The organism is Bosea sp. 29B, assembly GCF_902506165.1.
In the GTDB taxonomy this organism is placed as follows: domain Bacteria; phylum Pseudomonadota; class Alphaproteobacteria; order Rhizobiales; family Beijerinckiaceae; genus Allobosea.
In genome coordinates this window covers 6,117,629-6,138,457 of sequence record NZ_LR733817.1, presented here as the reverse complement: position 1 = coordinate 6,138,457, position 20,829 = coordinate 6,117,629, and the positions used below count along the sequence as shown (strand labels likewise).

19 protein-coding genes are annotated in these 20,829 nt (G+C 66.9%); 12 read left to right on the top strand and 7 right to left on the bottom strand.

Annotated features, from left to right (window positions below; translation table 11 throughout):
- Positions 1-149: 149 nt before the first annotated feature.
- Positions 150-2,624 (top strand): YfhO family protein, encoded by a 2,475-nt coding sequence (locus GV161_RS29845; protein ID WP_152012884.1) that lies wholly within the window; start codon positions 150-152, stop codon positions 2,622-2,624.
- A gap of 123 nt (positions 2,625-2,747) precedes the next feature.
- Here the strand turns inward: GV161_RS29845 and GV161_RS29840 are convergent, their stop codons facing one another.
- The gene (locus GV161_RS29840) at positions 2,748-3,818 is read right to left on the bottom strand and encodes an NAD(P)/FAD-dependent oxidoreductase (RefSeq protein ID WP_152012883.1); all 1,071 of its coding nucleotides are present in this window, start codon (positions 3,816-3,818) and stop codon (positions 2,748-2,750) included.
- Positions 3,819-3,944: 126 nt separating this feature from the next.
- Positions 3,945-4,379, bottom strand: coding sequence for a heme-binding protein (locus GV161_RS29835; RefSeq protein WP_152012882.1), 435 nt, complete (start codon positions 4,377-4,379; stop codon positions 3,945-3,947).
- A 283-nt stretch (positions 4,380-4,662) separates the two neighbouring features.
- Here GV161_RS29835 and lysM point away from each other — a divergent pair, with 283 nt between their 5' ends.
- From lysM to GV161_RS29790, 9 genes are all read left to right on the top strand, one after another.
- Positions 4,663-5,106, top strand: coding sequence for a peptidoglycan-binding protein LysM (lysM, locus tag GV161_RS29830; RefSeq protein ID WP_152012881.1), 444 nt, complete (start codon positions 4,663-4,665; stop codon positions 5,104-5,106).
- 205 nt (positions 5,107-5,311) lie between these two features.
- Complete coding sequence (locus tag GV161_RS29825) at positions 5,312-6,364, top strand: TRAP transporter substrate-binding protein (RefSeq protein WP_152012880.1); 1,053 nt, start codon at positions 5,312-5,314, stop codon at positions 6,362-6,364.
- 4 nt (positions 6,365-6,368) lie between these two features.
- Positions 6,369-6,875, top strand: coding sequence for a TRAP transporter small permease (locus GV161_RS29820; RefSeq protein WP_152012879.1), 507 nt, complete (start codon positions 6,369-6,371; stop codon positions 6,873-6,875).
- The gene (locus GV161_RS29815; RefSeq protein WP_152012878.1) at positions 6,872-8,191 is read left to right on the top strand and encodes a TRAP transporter large permease; all 1,320 of its coding nucleotides are present in this window, start codon (positions 6,872-6,874) and stop codon (positions 8,189-8,191) included. Before GV161_RS29820 ends, GV161_RS29815 begins: the two co-directional genes overlap by 4 nt.
- A 16-nt stretch (positions 8,192-8,207) precedes the next feature.
- A complete protein-coding gene (locus GV161_RS29810; RefSeq protein ID WP_152012877.1) occupies positions 8,208-8,522 on the top strand; it encodes a rhodanese-like domain-containing protein in 315 nt (104 codons plus the stop codon).
- A gap of 88 nt (positions 8,523-8,610) precedes the next feature.
- A complete protein-coding gene (locus GV161_RS29805; RefSeq protein WP_152012876.1) occupies positions 8,611-9,564 on the top strand; it encodes a YiiG family protein in 954 nt (317 codons plus the stop codon).
- Positions 9,565-9,683: 119 nt separating this feature from the next.
- Positions 9,684-11,993 (top strand): xanthine dehydrogenase family protein molybdopterin-binding subunit, encoded by a 2,310-nt coding sequence (locus tag GV161_RS29800; protein WP_152012875.1) that lies wholly within the window; start codon positions 9,684-9,686, stop codon positions 11,991-11,993.
- A 132-nt stretch (positions 11,994-12,125) separates the two neighbouring features.
- Positions 12,126-12,557 carry a cytochrome c gene (locus tag GV161_RS29795; RefSeq protein ID WP_152012874.1) on the top strand — a complete coding sequence of 144 codons (432 nt, stop codon included), beginning with the start codon at positions 12,126-12,128 and terminating at the stop codon, positions 12,555-12,557.
- A 146-nt stretch (positions 12,558-12,703) separates the two neighbouring features.
- Entirely contained in the window at positions 12,704-13,639 is a 936-nt protein-coding gene (locus GV161_RS29790) for a cytochrome c (protein ID WP_152012873.1), read from the top strand.
- 40 nt (positions 13,640-13,679) lie between these two features.
- Here GV161_RS29790 and GV161_RS29785 read toward each other — a convergent pair whose 3' ends face one another.
- The 4 genes from GV161_RS29785 to GV161_RS29770 all read right to left on the bottom strand — a co-directional run bounded on the left by GV161_RS29785 (position 13,680) and on the right by GV161_RS29770 (position 16,772).
- Positions 13,680-14,300 carry an XRE family transcriptional regulator gene (locus GV161_RS29785; protein ID WP_152012872.1) on the bottom strand — a complete coding sequence of 207 codons (621 nt, stop codon included), beginning with the start codon at positions 14,298-14,300 and terminating at the stop codon, positions 13,680-13,682.
- Positions 14,301-14,419: 119 nt separating this feature from the next.
- Positions 14,420-15,349: a DMT family transporter gene (locus tag GV161_RS29780; protein WP_152012871.1), complete on the bottom strand. Its 930-nt coding sequence runs from the start codon at positions 15,347-15,349 to the stop codon at positions 14,420-14,422.
- A 134-nt stretch (positions 15,350-15,483) separates the two neighbouring features.
- Positions 15,484-15,936 (bottom strand): GNAT family N-acetyltransferase, encoded by a 453-nt coding sequence (locus tag GV161_RS29775; RefSeq protein WP_152012870.1) that lies wholly within the window; start codon positions 15,934-15,936, stop codon positions 15,484-15,486.
- A gap of 56 nt (positions 15,937-15,992) precedes the next feature.
- The gene (locus tag GV161_RS29770; RefSeq protein WP_152012869.1) at positions 15,993-16,772 is read right to left on the bottom strand and encodes an SDR family oxidoreductase; all 780 of its coding nucleotides are present in this window, start codon (positions 16,770-16,772) and stop codon (positions 15,993-15,995) included.
- 125 nt (positions 16,773-16,897) lie between these two features.
- On the opposite strand from GV161_RS29770, the gene GV161_RS29765 reads away from it, so the two are divergent.
- Positions 16,898-17,725: a UDP-2,3-diacylglucosamine diphosphatase gene (locus GV161_RS29765; RefSeq protein ID WP_152012868.1), complete on the top strand. Its 828-nt coding sequence runs from the start codon at positions 16,898-16,900 to the stop codon at positions 17,723-17,725.
- Entirely contained in the window at positions 17,725-18,825 is a 1,101-nt protein-coding gene (locus GV161_RS29760; RefSeq protein ID WP_152012867.1) for a glycosyltransferase family 1 protein, read from the top strand. The genes GV161_RS29765 and GV161_RS29760 overlap by 1 nt, the downstream gene beginning before the upstream one ends.
- 168 nt (positions 18,826-18,993) lie before the next feature.
- Here the strand turns inward: GV161_RS29760 and GV161_RS29755 are convergent, their stop codons facing one another.
- Positions 18,994-20,781 (bottom strand): cation:proton antiporter, encoded by a 1,788-nt coding sequence (locus GV161_RS29755; protein ID WP_152012866.1) that lies wholly within the window; start codon positions 20,779-20,781, stop codon positions 18,994-18,996.
- Positions 20,782-20,829 lie beyond the last annotated feature (48 nt).

The window sequence follows — 20,829 nt, the reverse complement described above, 5'->3', positions numbered from 1 at the left end:
GCCACGCCACAGTCGGGCGCCTGATCCACAGCGTTCAGTTTCATTCAGTTTCGGTTCATCGCGGAACCTTCATCGTCGAACGTGATCACATCGGCGTGATCGGCGCGTGATCATGCGCGCCGGGTGCGCCAGGGGCCTTGGGGGTCCAGTTGAAAGCGGTTTGGAGATCGGGCTCCAGCTACTGGCTGGCGGCCGCGCTGTTCTGTTGCGCCTGGGTGGCGCTGTGCTGGCCCTGGCTGTCGGGGGCGGTGACGATTCCGTTCGACGCCAAGGCACATTTCCAGGCGCAGATCCAGTTCCTGGCGCAGGCGCTGCATTCAGGGCAGTCGCCGTTCTGGACGCACAACGTCTTCGCCGGCTCGCCGCAGGTCGCTGATCCGCAATCGCTGATCTTCTCGCCCGCGATCCTGCTGGCGCTGTTCAATCCCTCGCCGAGCTTCCGTGCGGTCGATGCCTATGTGCTGGCGCATCTGCTGGTCGGCGGGCTCGCCATGCTGATGTTCTTCCGCGACCGCAACTGGCATCCGGCCGGGGCGCTGCTCGCGGCGCTGGTCTTCGCCTTCGGTGCCTCCGCCGCCTGGCGGGTCCAGCATGTCGGCCAGATCGCCAGCTTTGCTTTCTTCGGGCTGTCGTTCTGGCTGACGGCGCGGATGCTGCAGCGCGCCTCGCTGCGCTACGGCCTGCTCGCCGGCTTTTCCGCCGGCATGATGGTGCTTGAGCCCGATCAGGTCGCGTTGCTCGGCGCCTATATCCTGATCGGCATGGTGGTGGCCTACTGGCTCTCCGAGGGCTGGACGGGCTTGCACGAGAGTCTCGCGCCGATCGCGGCCGCCTGCTTTGCCGGAATCGTCACCATCGCGGTGCCGCTGCTCTGGACCTGGCTCTTCGCCGAGGCGACGACGCGTCCCGCCATCGATCTCGTCGAAGCCGGCAGGGGCTCGCTGCACCCGGCCTCGCTGCTGACCGCCTTCGTCGGTGACCTGTTCGGCGTGCGTGACCCGTCCGTCGAATTCTGGGGACCTTACGCCCCGGACTGGAACGCCAAGGAACTCTTCCTGTCGAAGAATATGGGGCAGGTCTATCTGGGTGCGCTGCCTTTCCTGCTGCTGATCGTGCCGGGCCTGACGCGCGGCTGGCTCTGGGACAGGGCGATCCGGCCCTTCACCATCCTGTTCGTGCTGATGGTACTGTTCGCGCTCGGCCGCTACACGCCGTTCTTCCACCTGGCCTATGACTATCTGCCGGGCGTCAAGGTGTTCCGCCGGCCGGCCGATGCGACCTTCCTGATCGGCGGGCTCGGCGCCGTGCTCTCGGGCTACCTGCTGCATCGCATGCTGAGCGAGGAGAAGCAGGGCGCGATCTGGCGCGATCTCGGCATCGGCGCCGGCGCGATCACCATACTGATCGGCGTTGCCCTGCTGGTGGCGCGCGATGCCGGCCATCTCGGCCAGGCCTGGCTGCCGAGCGCGACCGCCGCCGCCTGGTTCGCGAGCGCGCTGCTGCTGCTCGTCGTGCTGACGCGCTGGCGCGGCGCTGCGACCCCGCTTGCCGCAAGCCTGTTCATCACCGGGGTCGTCGCTGCCGACCTTGCCGCCAATAACGGCCCGAACGAGGCTACGGCGCTGGCGCCGGAGGTCTACGACGTGCTCAGGCCGGAGACCAAGAACGAGACCGTCGCGGTGCTGAAAAAGCTCACGGCACAGCCGCCGGATTCGCCGCGACGCGACCGGGTCGAGTTGCTTGGCATGGGGTTCGAATGGCCCAATGCCGGCATGATCCACGGCTTCGACCACACGCTGGGCTACAATCCGCTGCGCCTGGCCGACTTTTCGGACGCGGTCGGCACGCGCGATTCGATCGCGGCGCCGGGCGAGCGCGTGTTCACGCCGCTGTTCCCGTCCTATCGCTGCCGCCTCGCCGACTTCCTCGGCCTGCGCTACATCGCGACACGGGTGCCGATCGGCCAGGTCGACCGCTCGCTGCGCGAGGGCGACCTCAAGCTCGTCGCCTACACGAAGGACGGCTACATCTACGAGAACCCGCGGGCGCTGCCGCGCGTGATGTTCGTCGGTGGCTGGCAGCTTGCCGATTTCGACGGGATGAAATCGGCCGGCAAATGGCCGGATGCCGACTCCCAGCGCGTCGTCCTGCTCGACCAGGAGCCGGAGCCCGGAGTGCCGGAGGGGCCGGTGACGAGCAACGCCGAGGTCAAGCTCAAGCGCTACCGCAATACGGTGGTCGAGATCGAGGTGACGAGCGCGCAAGCCGGCTTCGTCGTGCTGAACGACATCTGGCATCCCTGGTGGAAGGCTGAGCTCGACGGCCAGGAGGTCGAAATCCTCAAGGCCAATGTCCTGTTCCGGGCGGTGCAGATCCCGGCGGGCACGCACAAGATCCGCTTCAGCTTCCACCCGCTCGAGGGCGCGATCGCCGAACTGCGCGACCGCGTGACGCCGCCGGAAGAGGAGGGTGTGGTCGCGGAGGCGCCGACGCATAGCGGTCCCTCGGGCTCGCCGGCGACGCGCATCCAGCCGGTGCCGGCCGAGCCGGCCGCGCGCCCGGCGCACGACATGGCCGCGCACGACATGCTGCCGCCTTCGTCGGCAATGTCGGTGCTGCGGTAGGCCCACGCCGTCATGCTCGGGCTTGACCCGAGCATCTCAGGCCGGAGGAGGCGCCAATGGCGCCTCCTCGTCAGGAGATTCCCGGGCCTGCGCTTCGCTTCGCCCGAGAATGACGGTTGAGGCTCAAGCCACGCCGAGCTTCTTCTGCAGGGCGCTCGACGAGGTCGTGTACTGGAAGGTCAGCCGCTTCTCCGGATAGACGTAGCGGTGGACCTTCTGGGCGGCGAGCGCCGCCTCGTGGAAGCCCGAGAGGATCAGCTTCAGCTTGCCGGGATAGGTGTTGATGTCGCCGATGGCGAAGATGCCGGGCACATTGGTCTCGAACTTCTCGGTGTCGGCCGGGATCAAGTTCTCGTGGAGGTTCAGGCCCCAGTCGGCGATCGGGCCAAGCTTCATCGTCAACCCGAAGAAGGGCAGCATCGTATTGCAGGCGATCTCGAACTCGGCGCCGGCATTGTCGCGGCAGATCGCGCCGTGCAGGTCGTTGCCTTCGCCCTTGAGGCTCAAGACCTGGCCGAGCCGCAGATCCATCGCGCCGGAGGCGACGAGGGCGCGCATCTGCTCGACCGAATGCGGCGCGGCGCGGAAATCGTCCCGCCGATGCATCAGCGTCACCCGCTTGGCGATCGGCTGCAGGTTCAGCGTCCAGTCGAGCGCCGAATCGCCGCCGCCGACGATCAGGATCTCGCGGTCGCGGAAGGCCTCCATCTTGCGCACGGCATAGTGCACGCCGCCGCCGTCGCTGCGGCCTTCATAGGCTTCGATGCCGGGGATCGGCGGCTTCTTGGGCAGGAAGGAACCGCCACCGGCGGCGATCAGCACTGTCTTGGCCTCGAACACCGTGCCGCCATCGGTACGCAGGCGGAAACGCGGGGCCTCGGCTGAGCCGAGCACCTCGATCTGCTCGATCATCTGGTTGAGATGGAAGGTCGCGCCGAAGGGCTTGATCTGCTCCAGCAGATTGTCGACCAGCCCCTGGCCGGTGACGAGCGGGAAGCCGGGAATGTCGTAGATCGGCTTCTCCGGATAGAGCTCGGCGCATTGGCCGCCGACCTTCGGCAGGATGTCGACGAGATGGGCCTTGATGTCGAGCAGGCCGAGCTCGAACACGGCGAACAGGCCGCAGGGGCCGGCGCCGATGATCAGCACATCGGTCTGGACGGTCTCGCCCTCGATGGCGGCGGCAATGTTCATGGTCGCAGTTCCTGAGACGGCTTCAAGGGCCGCCGGTCACGCACCCGTTGCCGGAAATCCGCCGGCCTTGCAATGCGACATGGCGCAAGGCCGGGCCGGCGGGGCCGCATGTGACGATAGCAGAATTCAGCCGCCGGTTTCGGCAACCAGCCCTGCCGCGGCGATGCCGGCGAGCGCCGCCGCCTCGTCATTGTCCGAGGTGTCGCCGGAGATGCCGACGACGCCGATGAGGTTGCCGCCGGCATCGCGGATCAGCGCGCCGCCGGGCACGGGCACGACCGGGCCGCCGACCGAGAGAGCGACGCCGTTGATGAAGTGCGGGCGCTCCAGCGCCATCTTGTTGAGCGTGCGCGGGCCGACGCCGAGCGCGATCGCGCCATTGGCCTTGCCGAGCGCGATCTCGCCGCGCTTCAGGCTGGTGCCGTCCTGGGCGAGGAAGAATTTCTGCACGCCGCGCGCGTCGAGGACCGCGATGGCGAGCGGCTTCAGCCCGTTCTCGCGGGCATATTTCAGGGTGCCATCGACGATCACGCTGGCCTGTTCGAGGGAGAGGGCGGTCATGGCTGGCCTTTCATAGGTATCGATGACGGAGCTTGTCGGCTCGGCACCGTTCTGCCAGTGCCGGCGACGCGAGGGAAGGGCAGACCTCGCCGTCCTGCCGCGAAGGTTTCGTCTTGCAGTTGTCGCTCCGAGCAGGCTTCATGGGGCGCCCGCCTCGGGGCATGTTCACGCAAGATGGTCGCCTTGTTTGCGACCAGAACATGCGCCAAGGCAGTCGAGTGGCGCGAAGCCCGATCGTCCAGCCGATCCTGGCGGGGCGGCTGGTGCGTTAGGAGAACATGCTATGGGTCTGTTCAGTTTCATCAAGGATGCCGGCGCCAAGATCTTCGGGTCGAGCCCTGCCAATGCGGCAACGTCTGAGCAGTTGCAGAAGGAACTGGCCGGCCACGGCCTGCCGTCCGATGTCAAGATCGACGTCTCGGGCGACAAGGTGAAGGTCTCGGGCAAGGCGCTGAGCACCGAGGAGGCCGAGAAGATCATCCTGGCGATCGGCAACACCGCCGGTGTCGGCTCGGTCGAATCGGAGCTGATCGTCAACAAGGAAGCGCCCGCCGCGGTGTTCTACACGGTGAAGAAGGGCGACACCCTCTGGAAGATCGCCGAGGAGAACTACGGCAAGGGCAAGGGCGCCAAGTACACCGAGATCGTCAAGGCCAATACGCCGCCGGTCAAGGATCCCGATCTGATCCAGCCGGGCTGGGTGCTGCGCATTCCGCCGCTGGCCTGAGCCGGCGCGGCGTCTCCGCCGCTTGCCAATTGGTTGCAAATGAAACTATTATGACCGGGAGGCCGTCGATGACGGCCTCCCGGCTTGCGTTCAGGCCGGTTTCCACCTCAATAGTGCAAGACGCGAGACGGGACGGGCGGTCAGGCCGCCGAAAGCCCGCGGCAGGGGCGACCGCAACCACTGATTTTCCCCAGGGGAGGGATAGATGACTTTTGACCGCCGCAAATTCCTGACGCTCGCCGGCTCGGCCGTGGCCGCGCCGGCCGTGCTGCGCGCTACGCGCGCCAATGCCCAGGAAGTGACGCTGCGCATGCACCACTTCCTGCCGCCGGTGGCGAACGGGCATTCCAAGTTCCTGAAGCCTTGGGCCGACAAGGTCGGCGCCGAATCGAACGGCCGGATCAAGATCGACATCTTCCCGTCGATGCAGCTCGGCGGCACCCCGCCCCAGCTTTACGACCAGGCCCGCGACGGCGTCGTCGACATCGTCTGGACGCTGCCCGGCAACACGCCCGGCCGCTTCACCGGTATCGAGGCGTTCGAACTGCCGTTCGTGCCGAACAAGCGGGCGCTGGTGAACTCGCTGGCGCTGACCGACTATGCCGCCGAGCACCTCAAGGACGAGTTCAAGGACATCCATCCGATCTGCTTCTGGGCGCATGATCACGGGCTGATCCACGCCAACAAGCCGGTGAAGACGATGGAGGACCTGAAGGGCCTCAAGCTGCGCTTTCCGACCCGGCTCGCCGGCGAGGCGCTGCGCGCGCTCGGCGCCAATGCCATCGGCATGCCGATCCCGCAGGTGCCGGAATCGCTGGCGCAGCGCGTCATCGACGGCTGCGTCGTGCCCTGGGAGGTCGTACCTTCGATCAAGGTGCAGGAGCTGGTCAAGAACCACACCGAGATCCCGGGCTCGCCGACCTTCTATGTCGCGACCTTCGTGCTCGCGATGAACAAGGCCAAGTACGAGGGCCTGGCGCCAGACCTCAAGGCGATCATCGACAAGAACTCCGGCGCTGCCGCCTCGGCCATGGCCGGCAAGGTCTGGGACGAGCAGGCCGTCGTCGTCTCCGAGATGGTCAAGAAGCGCGGCAACAACATCATCACACTTGAGCAGGCCGAGGCCGATCGCTGGCACAAGGCGACCGCTCCGGTGATCGAGGGCTGGCTCAAAACCGCCAAGGACAAGGGCCTCGACGGCGAGAAGCTGCTCGCCGCCGCCCGTGCCGCCCTGACCAAGCACCAGAACGCCGCCTGACGCGATGACCGACAGGGCAGGGGATGAGAGGCCGCCATCGCGCATCGACGCGGTGGCGGAAGCGGTCGCGCTCATCGGCGGGGCGCTGCTGATCGCGGTCGCGACCATGGTCGTGGTCAGCGTGACCTTGCGCAGCGACCTCGTCGGCGCGGCGGGTGTGCCCGGCGATTTCGAGCTGGTGCAGATGGCGACGGCGATCGCTGCCTTCTGCTTCCTGCCGCTGTGCCAGTTGAGGCGCGGCAACATCTTCGTCGACACCTTCACCCTGAAGCTGCCGCAGCGCTGGCGCGATGGCATCGATGCGCTCTGGGACGTGGTCTACGGCCTCGCCATGGCGCTGATCGCCTGGCGGCTCGGCGTCGGGGCGCGGTCGGCCCTCGCCAGTGGCGAGAACACCATGGTGCTGCAGCTGCCAAGCTATCTGCCGATCGCGCTCTGCGCGGTGCTGGCCGGCTTCGTTTCGCTCGCGGCCTTCGTCAGTGCCAGCCGCCTCATGAGGCAGCCCCGATGAGTGGCGCCTCCCTCGCGATCACCGGCTTTACCGTCATGCTGGCGCTGATGGCGCTGCGCCTGCCGATCGGCCTCGCCATGCTGGTCGTCGGCAGCGCCGGCTATGTCCAGCTCAACGGGCTCGAGCCCTTCCTCAACTATATCCGCACGACGCCGTACCAGATCTTCGCCAACTACACGCTCTCGGTGATCCCGCTCTTCGTGCTGATGGGCGCCTTCGCCGAGCGCTCCGGGCTGGCGGGCGACCTGTTCAAGGCGGCTTCGGCCTTCGTCGGCCATCGCCGCGGCGGTCTCGGCATGGCGATGATCGGGGCCTGCACCGGCTTCGGCGCGATCTGCGGCTCCTCGGTCGCAACGACCGCGACCTTCGCCCGGGCCGCGCTGCCGCAACTACGCAGCTATCGCTACGATCCCGGCTTCGCCTGCGGCGTCACCGCGGTCGGCGGCACGCTCGGCATCCTGATCCCGCCCTCGGTGATCCTCGTCGTCTATGCGATCTCGACCGAGCAGAACATCGCCAAGCTGTTCCAGGCGGCGCTGATCCCCGGCCTGATGGCGGCGACGTTCTACTGCATCACCATCTGGATCATGTCGCGGCTCGACGGCACGCTGGCGCCCGCTCATGAGCGCATCACCTGGCGCGAGCGCTGGCCGCTGCTGCTCGGCGTGATCCCGGCGCTGACGGTCGCGGTGATCGTGGTCGGCGGCATCTATGGCGGCGTCTTCACGCCGACCGAAGGAGCCTCCGTCGGCGCCTTCATCATGCTGGCGATCGGCCTGTTCCGGCACACGCTCGGCCTCAGCGAGATCAAGCAGTCGATCCTGCAGACGGCCGAGACCTCGGCGATGATCTTCGCCATCCTGCTCGGCGCCGAGGTCTTCAACGCCTTCCTGGCGCTGACGCAGGTGCCGACGGCGGCGGCGGAGATGATCGCGGCCTCCGGCTGGGCGCCCTATACCGTGCTGGTCGGCCTGCTGCTGTTCTACATCGTGCTCGGCGGCGTGATGGACGAGCTCGCCATGATCCTGCTGACGCTGCCGGTGTTCTTCCCGATCGTGACGGCGCTCGATTTCGGCATGGCGACCGACGACATCGCGATCTGGTTCGGCATCCTCGTGCTGATCGTGGTCGGCATCGGCATGACCTGCCCGCCGATCGGGCTCAACGTCTTCGTGGTGGCCTCGCTGGCGCGCGACGTGCCGGTGACGCGGATCTATCGCGGCGTGTTGCCCTTCGTCGGCGCCGACGTGATCAGGCTCGGCATCTGCGTGGCATTTCCGGCGCTCACCCTCTATCTGGTGAAGCTCCTGAACTGAGCAGCGGAAGACCGGCATGATCGTACACGACCTCGACATCGACGCCGTCAAGGCGGGCTTGGCCGACGGCTCGATCCTCATCGTCGACGTGCGCGAGCCGCATGAGTACGCCGCCGGGCATATTCCCGGCTCGGTGTCGCGGCCGCTGTCGCAGTTCGATCCCGCCGATCTGCCGAATGAACCGGGCAAGCGTGTCGTGCTCTCCTGCGCTGCCGGGGTGCGCTCGCTGCGGGCGCTCGAATTCGCACAGGCCGCCGGGCTCGACATCGACAGCCACTATATCGGTGGCTTCAAGGACTGGGCCATGCGCGGAGAACCCGTAGAGCGCTAAGGCACCGCCTTTCGGTTGCGGTTCGCGGCGCCAGCGTCGATAACGTGGCGCGGCCTCAAATCCGGCCGTGGTCGACCAAAGGTGCCCTATGAAGGCCTCTCGCCTGCTGAGCCTCTCCCTCGCAGCCCTGCTTTGCTCCGTGTCCGCAGCGCCGCCCGCCTTTGCGCAGGCCGCCCCGCAGACCGCAGCGAAAAAGCCGGCGCAGGACCCGGAGCTGCAGGCGGCGATCGCCAAGTCGAATGCCTATACCTCGCTCTCCAACCGGACGATCCGGGCGATCGAATCCTGGGATCGCTACAAGAGCTGGGTCGACATGAAGAAGGGCCCGACCGGCAAGGAGCGCTACATCGATTACGGGCTCTACAGCCTCTATGACGTCAAGGACGAGATCGCCAAGGCCGAGGCGGCCGCCGGCCAGCCGCCGGCACAGCCCGAGCTCGACGGCGCGGTGAAGCGCTATATCGCCGCCTATCAGGAGCTGGCGCCGCTGATCACGCGGGCCGAGCGCTATTACGAGCGCAAGGACTATCGTGGCGACAATGTCGCTGAGGGCCGCGAGCTGCACGCCAAGATGCTGCCGGCGGCGGAGGCCTTCCTGCGCGAGCGGACGATCTTCAGCAACCAGCTCAACGGCTACAAGAAGGGCATCGACACCCGCGAGCTCGCGGCGATCGAGGCGAGCGAGGGCCGGCAGGCCCGCTGGCAGCTGCGCAACATCATGATCAATGCCCGCGCCGTCATGGACGTGATGCCGAGCAACGAGAAGCCGATCGTCGACCTCGCTGCCTTCGATACGGCGCTGGTTGGGTATTCCGGCGCGATCAAGGAGATGGACGCCTTCAAGGACAAGAACCCGTCCGGCGTTCCGATGATCGATTCCTCGGCCAGTTCCTGGCTCGGCTCGCTGCGCGATTTCCGCGAGAAGCTCGGCAAGTCGAAGGGCGATGTCCGCAAGGGCGCGGCCAACGATGCCAACCGCATCGTCTCCAGCTACAATATGATGGTGAGCATGTCCGACAGCGCCGCGCGCATGATCCGCTGAGTTTCAAGGCCCACCTGCTTGCGCTCGGCGCATCCCGGTCCCTCTATGGGGACCGGGGTGACGGCGCGGCCATCCTGCGCCAGTCTTTCTCATTCGAGTGATCCGAAGGAAGTTTGCCGATGCGTCCGATGAAGTTCGGGATGGGCCAGCCGATGCGGCGGGTCGAGGATCACCGCCTGGCCACCGGCACCGGCCGTTATACCGACGACACCGCGGTCGAGGGCGCGCTGCATGCCTATGTGCTGCGCTCGCCGCATGCGCATGCGACATTCAAGATCGTCGACAAGCAGGCCGCGCTGAAGCGCAAGGGCGTCAAGCTGATCCTGACCGGCGAGGACGTCGCCCATCTCGGCGACATCCCTTGCAAGGGGCTGATCAAGGACATCTCCGGCAAGAGCGTGAAACCGAATCCGGTGCCGGTGCTGCCGATGGACACGGTGCGCCATGTCGGCGAAGCCATCGCCTTCATCGTCGCCGAGACGCTCGACCAGGCGCGCGACGGCGCCGAGGCGATCGAGATCGAGTTCGAGACGCTGCCCTCGATCACCGGCATCGCCGAGGCGCTCGAGAGCGGAGCGCCGCAGGTCTGGCCGGATCGTGACGGCAACGTCGCCTTCGAGGCGGAGCAGGGCAATCGCGAGAAGGCCGACAAGGCCTTCGCCCAGGCGGACCGGACGATCTCGATCACCATCGTCAACAACCGCCTCGCCTCCAACTACATGGAGACGCGCGCCTGCATCGCCGAATATGACAAGGCGACCAAGCGCTGGACCCTGACGCATGGCAGTCAGGGCAGCCATGGCACGCGCGACATCCTCGCCAGCTACATCCTGAAGGTCGACCCCTCCCGCATCCGGGTGATCACCCCCGATGTCGGCGGCGGCTTCGGCACCAAGATCTTCATGTATCGCGAATACCCGCTGACCATGGTCGCGGCCGAGAAGTTGAAGCGGCCGGTGCGCTGGGTCGCCGATCGCACCGAGCACTTCCTCGCCGACACCCATGGCCGCGCCAACCTGACGACGGCGACCATGGCGCTCGACAAGCGCGGCAAGTTCATCGGCCTCAAGGTCGATCTTGCCGCCGATATGGGTGCCTATCTCTCGCAATATGGGCCCTTCATCCCCTGGGTCGGCACGACGATGACGCCGGGCTGCTACAACATCCCGGCGGTGCATGTCCGCTTCCGCGGCGTCTTCACCCATACGACGCCGGTCGATGCCTATCGTGGCGCCGGGCGCCCCGAGGCGGCCTATCTGATCGAGCGACTGGTCGATGCGATCGCGCGCGAGACCGGGAAGACGCCGGATGCGGTGCGGGCCCTCAACTTCGTCAAGCCGAGCGAGATGCCGCACAAGACGCAGACCGGCCCGGTCTACGACTCCGGCGAATTCGAGGGCCATATGCGCCGCGCCATGGAGGTGGCGGACTGGAAGGGCTTCAAAAGCCGTCTGAAGACCTCGCAGAAGGCGGGCAAGATCCGCGGCATCGGGCTCGCCTGCTATATCGAGGCCTGCGGCGGCGGCGGGCCGGAGAGCTCCACCGTGATCCTGGAGAAGGACGGCACGGTCACCGTGCTGATCGGCACCCAGTCGAACGGGCAGGGGCATGAGACCGCCTATTCGCAGCTGGTCGCCCAGCATCTCGACATCCCGCTCGACCGCATCAAGGTGGTCCAGGGCGATACCGACCGGATCGCGACCGGCTCGGGCACCGGCGGCTCGCGTTCGATCCCGGTGGGCGGCGCGGCGCTGAATGCGGCGACCGGCATCCTCGCCGACAATCTGAAGAGCCTCGCCTCGGAGGCGCTCGAGGCCGCTCCTGGCGATCTCGAGATCGTCGACGGGGCCGTGCGCATCGTCGGCACCGACAAGGCGCTCGATCTCAAGGCGATCGCCAACCTGCCCGGCGCCAAGGCCGAGCAGCTCAGCGTGCATCAGAGCTGGACGCCGCCGGAGGCGACCTATCCGAACGGCACCCATGTGGTTGAGCTGGAGGTCGATCCGGCGACCGGGGGCACCGAGATCCAGAACTATGTCGTGGTCGATGATTTCGGCGTGACGCTGAACCCGATCATGCTGCAGGGCCAGGTCCATGGCGGTGCGGCCCAGGGTATCGGCCAGGCGCTGATGGAGGAGATCCGCTTCGACTCGTCCGGCCAGATGCTGACCGCGACTTTCATGGACTACGCGCTGCCGCGCGCGGTCGACATCCCGAACTTCCATTTCGAGACGCGCAACGTGCCTTGCGTCACCAACGCGCTCGGCGTGAAGGGGGCGGGCGAGGCGGGCGCGATCGGCGCCTGCCCGGCGGTGATGAACGCCGTGGTCGATGCGCTGAACCGCGCTGCCAGCGTCACGGCGATCGATATGCCGGCGACCCCGCCCAAGGTGTTCGCGACGCTGAAGGCGGCAGGCTATCCGTCCTGATGCAAGGAGGCGTTTGCCTCTTTGCAAGGAAGTTCACGACAATGCGACTTGGCGCTGTCGTGCACGTCAGGTGATCTGGAAGGGTTCAAAACAGCGCCGGGTCCGGCGCTGCCTTCCGGAGGATTCCCACGCATGCTTCGCTCTGCTTTCGTCGCCCTCGGTTTCGCCGTCGGCGTTTCCGCCGTCCTGGCCCAGGCCAATCCGATCTCCGAGCGGCGCGACACGATGAAGGCGGTCGGTGCTGCGACGCGCGAGGGCGCGGCGATGGCCAAGGGCGAGGCACCGTTCGACGCTGCCAAGGCGCAGGCGGTGTTCAAGGCCTATGGCGATGCCGCCAAAAAGATGCCCGGCTTCTATCCGGAGAGCGCCAAGACCGGCGGCGAGACCACAGCGGCGCCGAAGATCTGGGAGGACCAGGCCGGTTTCAAGGCCGCCTTTGCCAAGTTCGAGGGGGATGCCGCCAAGGGCGCCGCGGTGACCGATCTCGCCGGCTTCCGCACCGCTTTCGGTGACGCCACCAAGAATTGCGGCGGCTGCCACGAGACCTACCGCATCAAGAAGTGACGGGCGCCTACCACCGCAAGATTTGACCTGATCGAAGGAGCGGGCTTCCTTGAGGGAAGGCCCGCTCCATTCGTGTCTGCGATGTTCGGTTCGAACCCTGTCGCGATACGAGCGTTGTTTGCCCGGGACAACCGAATGAGGAACCGATGCGCCGCCTGCTGATCACGCTTCTGGTCTTCATCGCGCTCGGCGCTGCCGGCTTCTTCGTCCTCACCGATCCGCGCGTGGTTTCGCCCGGGCCGGAGGTCGGCACGCTGCCGGCGCCCGATGTCGAGAACGGCAAGCTCCTGTTCGCGGCCGGCGGCTGTGCCTCCTGCCATGCGACGCCGGGGCAGGACGACAAGAGCAGGCTCGGCGGCGGGCTGGTGCTGGAGTCGCCCTTCGGCAAGTTCCATGTGCCCAATATCTCGCCGCATACGCGCGACGGAATCGGCAACTGGGGCACGGCCGACTTCATCCAGGCGATGACCGCCGGCGTCTCGCCCGCGGGCCAGCACTACTACCCGGCCTTTCCCTATACCTCCTATCGGCTGATGCCGGCGAAGGCGGTGGCCGATCTCCTCGGCTATATCCGCACGCTGCCCTCGGTCGAGGGTAAGGCGCCGGCCCATGAGCTCGGCTTCCCCTTCAACATCCGCCGCACTGTCGGCGGCTGGAAGCTGCTCTTCTTCGACGGGACGCCCTTCAAGGCCGATCCCAGCAAGAGCGATGAATGGAATCGCGGCGCCTATCTGGTGAATGGGCCAGGCCACTGCGCCGAATGCCACTCCAGCCGAAACGCGCTCGGCGCCATCGTCCAGGCGACGCGCTTTGCCGGCGGTCCCGATCCGGAGGGCAAGGGCTGGGTGCCGAACATCACCCAGGCCGAGGACGGGCTCGGAAAATGGTCGAAGGCCGAGATCGCCGAGTTGCTCAAGACCGGCTTCACGCCGGGCTTCGACAATGTCGGCGGCTCGATGGCTGCGGTGGTGCGCAACATGGCGCAGCTATCGGATGCCGACCGGCTGGCGATGGCGGAGTACCTGAAATCGCTGCCGGCCGTGCAGGGGCCGCCGCGGCCGCAGAAGGCGGCCGGGGGGTAGAGGCCTACCGAAAAGCGGGAAGGGCTCGCGGAGCGGCCCTTCAGTCCATCACCGCCGCCTTGAGGATGCAGACCATCAGGGCCGTGCCCGGCTGGTCGCCGATGCAGCGGACGACGTGCTGGCGGTCGCAGCGATAGCGCAGGGTCTCCCCGGCCTTGGCGCGCTGGGTGATGCCGCCGACATCGACCTCGAATTCACCGGCGCTGACCGAGAGCGATTCGATCGAGCCGCGCTGATGGCCTTCCGAATCGAGCTCGCCGCCGGGCTCGGCGCTGACCTCGTACCATTGCAGCCATTCGACAGTCTTGATCCAGCCGATGATGGCGAGGCGCAGCTTGCCGTCCTCGGAGACCAGGATCGGCGTATCGGGCCGGGCGATCTTCTCGATGAAGGCCTCTTCCTCATTGGTCGAGAGCACGCGCTCGATCGAGACGTCGAGCGCCTGCGACAGCCGCCAGATCGTCGCCAGCGTCGGATTGGTCTCGTTGCGCTCGATCTGGCTGATGATCGACTTGGCGACACCGGACTGTTCGGCCAGTTCCGAGAGCGAGAGATTATAGGCCTTACGCAGCCGCTGGATCGTCTTGCCAAGCTGGCCCGAGATCACCTGCGCGCCGGATGCGAGCTCCCGGCCGCCACGTTCCCTGGTTTCGATGCCCATTGTACTCTTGCCTGCCGTCGTCTCTAGCCCGGCCACGATTTTGCTGTTTGGGAAAGAGAACGATTGTTTGTCCTAGCGGACAATGCCTTGGATTGCTCCAAGCAGCAAGTCGAGTGGCATCAGACCGAGCGGGACGGGCCGGCTTCGCGCGTCTCTTTCTTGAGCAGGCCGAGCTGCTGCTCGCGCAGGATGACGTAGATGCCCGAGGCGATCACGATCAGCGAGCCGAGGAGCACGGCCAGGACCGGCCATTCGCCGAAGACGAACCAGCCGAGCGCGGTCGCCCAGATCATCGTCGAATACTCGAAGGGCGCGATCAGCGAGGCGTCGCCATAGCGGTAGGCCTGGACCAGCAGCATCTGGCCGAGGCCGCCGAGCACGCCGATCGTGACGAGCAGGACGAAATCCTTCAGGTCCGGCACGGTCCAGCCGAGGGCGAGCGTCAGCAGGCCGAGCAGCGAGGTCAGCGACATGAAATAGAAGACGATGGCGCCGGTCTTCTCGGTATGGGTCAGCAGCCGGACCTCGATCGAGGCGAAGGCGGAGCAGAAGGCTCCGGCGAGCGCGAGCAGGGCGCCGATGGCCGGGCCGCCCGAGAGCCCGTGCCCGAAGGCCTGCGCGCCCATATGCGGGGAGAGCATTAGCAGCACGCCGAGGAAGCCGACGGCGACCGCGGTCCAGCGATAGATGCGCACGCGCTCCTTCAGGATCAGCGCCGCCAGCACGACAACGATCAACGGTGCGGCATAGCCGATCGCGACCGCATCCGAGAGCGGCAGCAGATGCAGCGCGGCGAAGCCGAGGAACATGCCGGTCGAGCCGATGACGCCGCGCTTGAGATGGCCGCGCAGATTGTTCGTCTTCAGCGCCTCGGGGAACTCATGGCGCCAGGCCAGCCAGATGATCAGCGGAATCAGCGCGAAGAAGGAGCGGAAGAAGACGAGCTCGCCGGTCGGATAGCGCGAGGCCAGCGTCTTGATGCCGGCCGACATCAGCGTGAACGACAGGGCCGAAAGCAGCTTGAGGCTGATGCCGAGGAGCGGTGACAAGGCTAAAAGGTCGGGCAGGAGGAATGGAAGTCTTGTGCAAGACCTCCACTCTTTAGACCACGAGCGTCGAGCCGTTCCAAGCACCGATGTTGCACATCGGACCGGCGCGCTGCGGGAGGCGACGGTGGCCCGGGTCAGGCGAGGCGGTATTCGAGGATCTCGTCGCCGCGATCGTCGAAGGTGCCGGTCGAGGTCCAGCCCAGATGCCGGTAGAAGCCATAGGAGCGGACGGCAGGATCGGACGAGCAACTGAGGAACAATCTGGCGAGACCCAGCTCCCTGAACTCCGCAACGACCAGGTTCAGCAGGGTCTTCCCGACTCCTTGTCCTTCATGCTCCGGCAGCAGCGCCAGCACGGCGATTTCGCCGGTCTCACGCTCGCCGAAGCAGTAGCCGACGATCTCATCGTCCTCGGTCGCGATATGGCCTGGCAGGCTGCCATCGGCGATGGCAACCTGCCAGCTTTCGAGCGTGACACCCGCTTCCGCGAGGCGCTCGACTGAGAAGGCGTTCTCCCGTGTCCTGCCGCGCAGGACGACACAGGCAGGCGTATCCTCGGGGACGGCGCGTCGATAGGCGATGGTCATCGGTCTCAATTTGGTACGGGAGGTGAAAGCCGGGGCGCGCCCCGGCAGGCTCGGTGTCAGAAGTTCGTCCGGAACGAGCCGCCGTCGATCAGGAAGTTCTGGCCGGTGATGTAGCCGGCATGGGTGCTGGCGATGAAGGCGCAGAGCTTGCCGAATTCGTCGGGCGTGCCCAGGCGGCCGGCCGGGACAGCGGCGAGCCGGCGCTTCGTCGCTTCCTCGATGCTGATGCCCTGCATCTCGGCGACCTTGTTCGTCGCGGTCTTGATCCGGTCGGTATCGAACACGCCGGGCAGGATGTTGTTGATGGTGACGTTGGCATGGGCGATCTCGCGCGCCACCCCGGCGAGGAAGGCGGTCAGACCGGCGCGGGCAGCGGAGGAGACATCGAGGCCGGTCAGCGGGGTCAGCACGCTCGCCGAGGTGATGTTGACGATGCGGCCGAAGCGCCGCTCGATCATGCCGTCGACAACGCGCTGCACCAGTTCCAGCGGCGTCGCCATGTTCTGCGCCACACCTTCGAGCAGCCCCTCGCGCGTCACCTCGCGGAAAGGCTTTGGCGGTGGGCCACCATTGTTGTTGACGAGGATGTCGGGGTTCGGCGCGGCAGCGAGCAGCGCGTCCTGGCCCGCCTTGGTCGAGACGTCGGCGACGACGGCGATCACGGTCGCACCGGTGCTGGCGCGAATCGCAGCTGCGGTCTCCTCCAGCGTCTTGGCGTCGCGGCCGTTGATGACGACAGTGCAGCCCGCTTCGGCGAGCGCCTGCGCGCAGCCACGGCCCAGCCCCTTGCTCGAGGCGCAAACGATGGCCGTGCGGCCGGCGATACCCAGATCCATTGTCGTCTCCCGGAAAGATCCGTTCCTGTGCGGGCAGGCAAAGCACGGTTTTAGCGCCGCGTCATCAAAGCGTAGTGCAAATCAGACACACGCCGCAGGCAAGGCAACAGCATGGGCCGGCGGCCATGAGTGACGACAGCGACGCCAAGCAGGTTCGCAGCATCTTCATCTCGGACTTGCATCTGGGCACGCGCGGAGCCCAGGCGGATCTCGTGCTGGAGTTCCTGCGCGACTACGACGCGCCGACGATCTACCTGGTCGGCGACATCATCGATGGCTGGCGGCTGAAGAGCGGCTGGTACTTCCCGCAGTCCCATAACGACGTGGTGCAGAAGCTGCTGCGCAAGGTGCGCAAGGGCTCGAAGCTGATCTACGTCACCGGCAATCACGACGATTTCCTGCGCGATTATGCCGGCCTGCAGTTCGGCGGCATCACGCTGGTCGACGACATCGTCCATGAGACGGCCGATGGCAAGCGCATGCTGGTCATCCACGGCGACCTGTTCGACCTCGTGGTGCGCAATGCCAAATGGCTCGCTTTGCTCGGCGACTGGGCCTACACGATCGCGCTCGTGCTCAACCACGGCATCAACCGGGTTCGCCGCGTCCTTCGCCTGCCGCACTGGTCGCTCTCGGCCTGGGCCAAGCACAAAGTCAAGAACGCCGTGAACTATATCGGCGAGTTCGAGCAGTGCCTCGCCGACGAGGCGCGCCGGCACAAGGCCGACGGCGTCATCTGTGGCCACATCCACCATGCCGCCCAGCGCGAGATCGGCGGGCTGACCTACATCAACACCGGCGACTGGGTCGAAAGCTGCACGGCTGTGGTCGAGCACGACGATGGCCGCTTCGAGATCGTGCGCTGGCCGCAGCATCGACAGAAGGGCGAGAAGCCGGCACTGCCCACAACAGCGCGCCCGGCGCCAGTACCGAGCCTCGTCGAGGCCGCGTGATGCGCGTCCTGATCGCGACGGACGCCTGGCGGCCGCAGATCAACGGTGTCGTGCGCTCGCTGGAGCGGATGGTCGAGGCGGCGCCGGAGTTCGGCGTCACCCCGCATATGCTGACGCCGGAGGGCTTCTGGCAGGTCGGGCTGCCGTCCTATCCCGATATCCGCATCGCACTGGCGACGCGCCGGCATGTCGCTCGGCGCATCGCCGAGTTCGGTCCCGATCACATCCATATCGCGACCGAGGGGCCGATCGGCTGGCTGACGCGCGCTGTCTGCCTGGCCCAGAAGCGCACCTTCACGACGAGCTACCACACCCGTTTCCCGCAATATGTCGCGGCGCGCTGGCCGATCCCCGAAAGCTGGAGCTACCGCTTCCTGCGTCGTTTTCACGGGCCGGCGGCTGGCGTGATGGTCTCGACCGCCACCGTCGAGGCGGAGCTGCGGGCCCACGGCTTCGAGCGCATCCTGCGCTGGGGCCGGGGCGTCGATCTCTCGCTGTTCCATCCGCGCCCTGAGAGCGTGCTCGACCTGCCCCGGCCGATCTTCCTCAGCGTCGGCCGGGTCGCTGTCGAGAAGAACCTCGAAGCCTTCCTGTCGCTGCGCCTGCCTGGCAGCAAGGTCGTGGTCGGCGACGGGCCCGCCCGTGCCGACCTCAAGCGCGCCTTTCCGGAGGCGCATTTCCTCGGGGCGCGAGAGGGCGAGGACCTTGCTGCGATCTATGCTTCCTCCGACGTCTTCGTCTTTCCAAGCCTGACCGACACGTTCGGCATCGTGCTGCTGGAGGCCGCGGCGAGCGGGCTGCCGGTCGCAGCCTTCCCGGTGCAGGGGCCGAGCGACGTCTTTGCCGGCAGCGAGGCGGCGGTGCTGCACGAGGATCTGCGCAGTGCCGCGCTGGCGGCGCTGCGTCTGCCGCGCGAGGCCGGGCTTCAACTCGCCCAGCGCCATAGCTGGCACAGCAGCGCCGAGCAGTTCTATGGCCACATGCGCCGGGCGATGCAGGCGACCGCTGCGGGCAAGATGGTGCGTATCGAGCCGGCGCCGGCCTCGACCACTGCGCTGTCCGTGCGGCTGGAGCCGACGGAGCGGAAGGAGTTCGCCTAGGATCACGCCGTCATTCCGGGGCGCTGCGCAGCAGCGAGCCCGGAACCCAGAACCGATGCCTGTTTCCGATGAAGCGCTGTCGCTGCCGAGCTTTCGCGATCAGGCTCACCGCTTCTGGGTTCCGGGCTCAGGCCTGCGGCCTGAGCCCGGAAATACAGCGAGAAAGCGTCACAGCCTGCGCGAGCGGGCATGGCGCGGCAACGCTGGCTGCGGAGCGCTCGCCGGCTTGAGCTCGCTGCGGAAATCGTCGCGGCGCTGGTGCACCGAGGCGATGACGAGGCCCATCGGCACGCCGAGGCCGACCAGCGCCGCTTCCGACAATTGCAGGCTGGCCTCGATCGTCTCCGGCACCGCGTCGTTGACGCCGAGCTCGTAGAGATGCCGCGCATGCTTGGCGTCGCGGGCGCGGGCGACGATGATGAGGTCCTGCCGCACGCCGCGCGCTGCCGCGACGATCTCATCGACGGCGCGAGGATTGTCGATGGTGACAATCAGCGCGGTCGCCTCCTCGAGACCACAGAGCCGCAGGAAGTCCGGCTGTGTGGCGTTGCCGTAGAAGGCGGGGCGGCCGGCGCGGCGCTGCGTTGCAATCAGCGTGGGATCGGCGTCGATGGCGATATAGGGCACCTTGTGCTGCGAGAGCATCTCGCCGACCAGGCGCCCGACGCGGCCGAGGCCGACGACGATGGCGCGGGGAGCATGGTCGTCCGGTGGCAAGATATTCGCTTCGTCCGGAAGCTTCACAGCCGGCGCCAGGCGCGCCGAGAGCTTTCGCGCCATGCGGGCGGCCAGCGGCAGGAAGATCATGGTCAGCGAGACGCCGGCGAGCACGAGCGAGGCCGCGTTCTGGTCAATCAGCTTGGCCGCGACGGAGGCGGTCAGCAGCACGAAGGCGAACTCGCCGCCGGGTCCGACCATGATCGCGGTTTCGAGCGCGGTCGGTACCGACAGTTTGAAATAGCGGGCGAACAGGAAGGTGATCGCAACCTTGGCGAGGAAGAGCCCGGCGGCGATGCTCAGGATCGCGGCAGGCTGGGCCGCCAGGGCTGCGGGGTTCACGCTCATGCCAACGGTGAGGAAGAAGACGCCGATCAGCAGCGACTTGAACGGCTCGATCGTCACCTCGATGGCGCGGCGATACTCGGTTTCTGCCAGCAGCAGCCCGGCGATGAAGGCCCCGAGCCCCATGGAGAGGCCGGCTCCTGCGGCGATCAGTCCTGTGCCGAGCGCAACCAGCAGGGTTGCCGCCATGAAGCTCTCTGAGGAATCCGTCGATGCGACCAGACGAAAGAGCGGGCGCATGGCGAGGCGGCCGATGACGATGATGGCAGCGACCGCGGCGACCGCCTGCAGCAGCGCCTGGGTCAGGCCGGCGATCAGCGAGCCGCCATTCTGCGCACCGAGCACGCTGACCAGGAAGAGCAGGGGAATCACTGCAAGGTCCTGGCAGAGCAGGATGGCGAAGCTGGCGCGTCCGGCCGAGGAGGTGATGCGGCGATGGGCCGAGAGCAGCTCGACCACCATCGCGGTCGAGGACAAGGCGAGCGCCGTGCCGATCAGCAGGGCCGCAGCCGCTGGCTGACCGAAGGCATAGGCGATGGCGCTGATCGCAGTGGCCGAGAACGCGACCTGCCCGAGGCCGAGTCCGAAGACCAGCCGACGCATCGTCATCAGGCGCTCATAGGAGAGCTCGAGCCCGATGACGAAGAGCAGGAAGGCGACACCAAGTTCGGCAGGACCGGCAAGCGCATCCGCATTCGAGACGGTGATGGCGCCAAGGAAGGGAATCTTGGCGGCGAGCCCGCCGAGGCCATAGGGGCCGAGCACGGCGCCGCAGGCCATGAAGGCGACGACGGAATTGACCCGGAAACGCTTGGCGAAGGGCACGATCACGCCGGCCGTGGCGAGCACGACCACGGCGTCACGATAGGCGGAAGGATCGATCGTCCCGGCCACGTCACCCTCGAAGAATCAAGCGAAGCTGCTGATCTCGAAGCTTTGCTT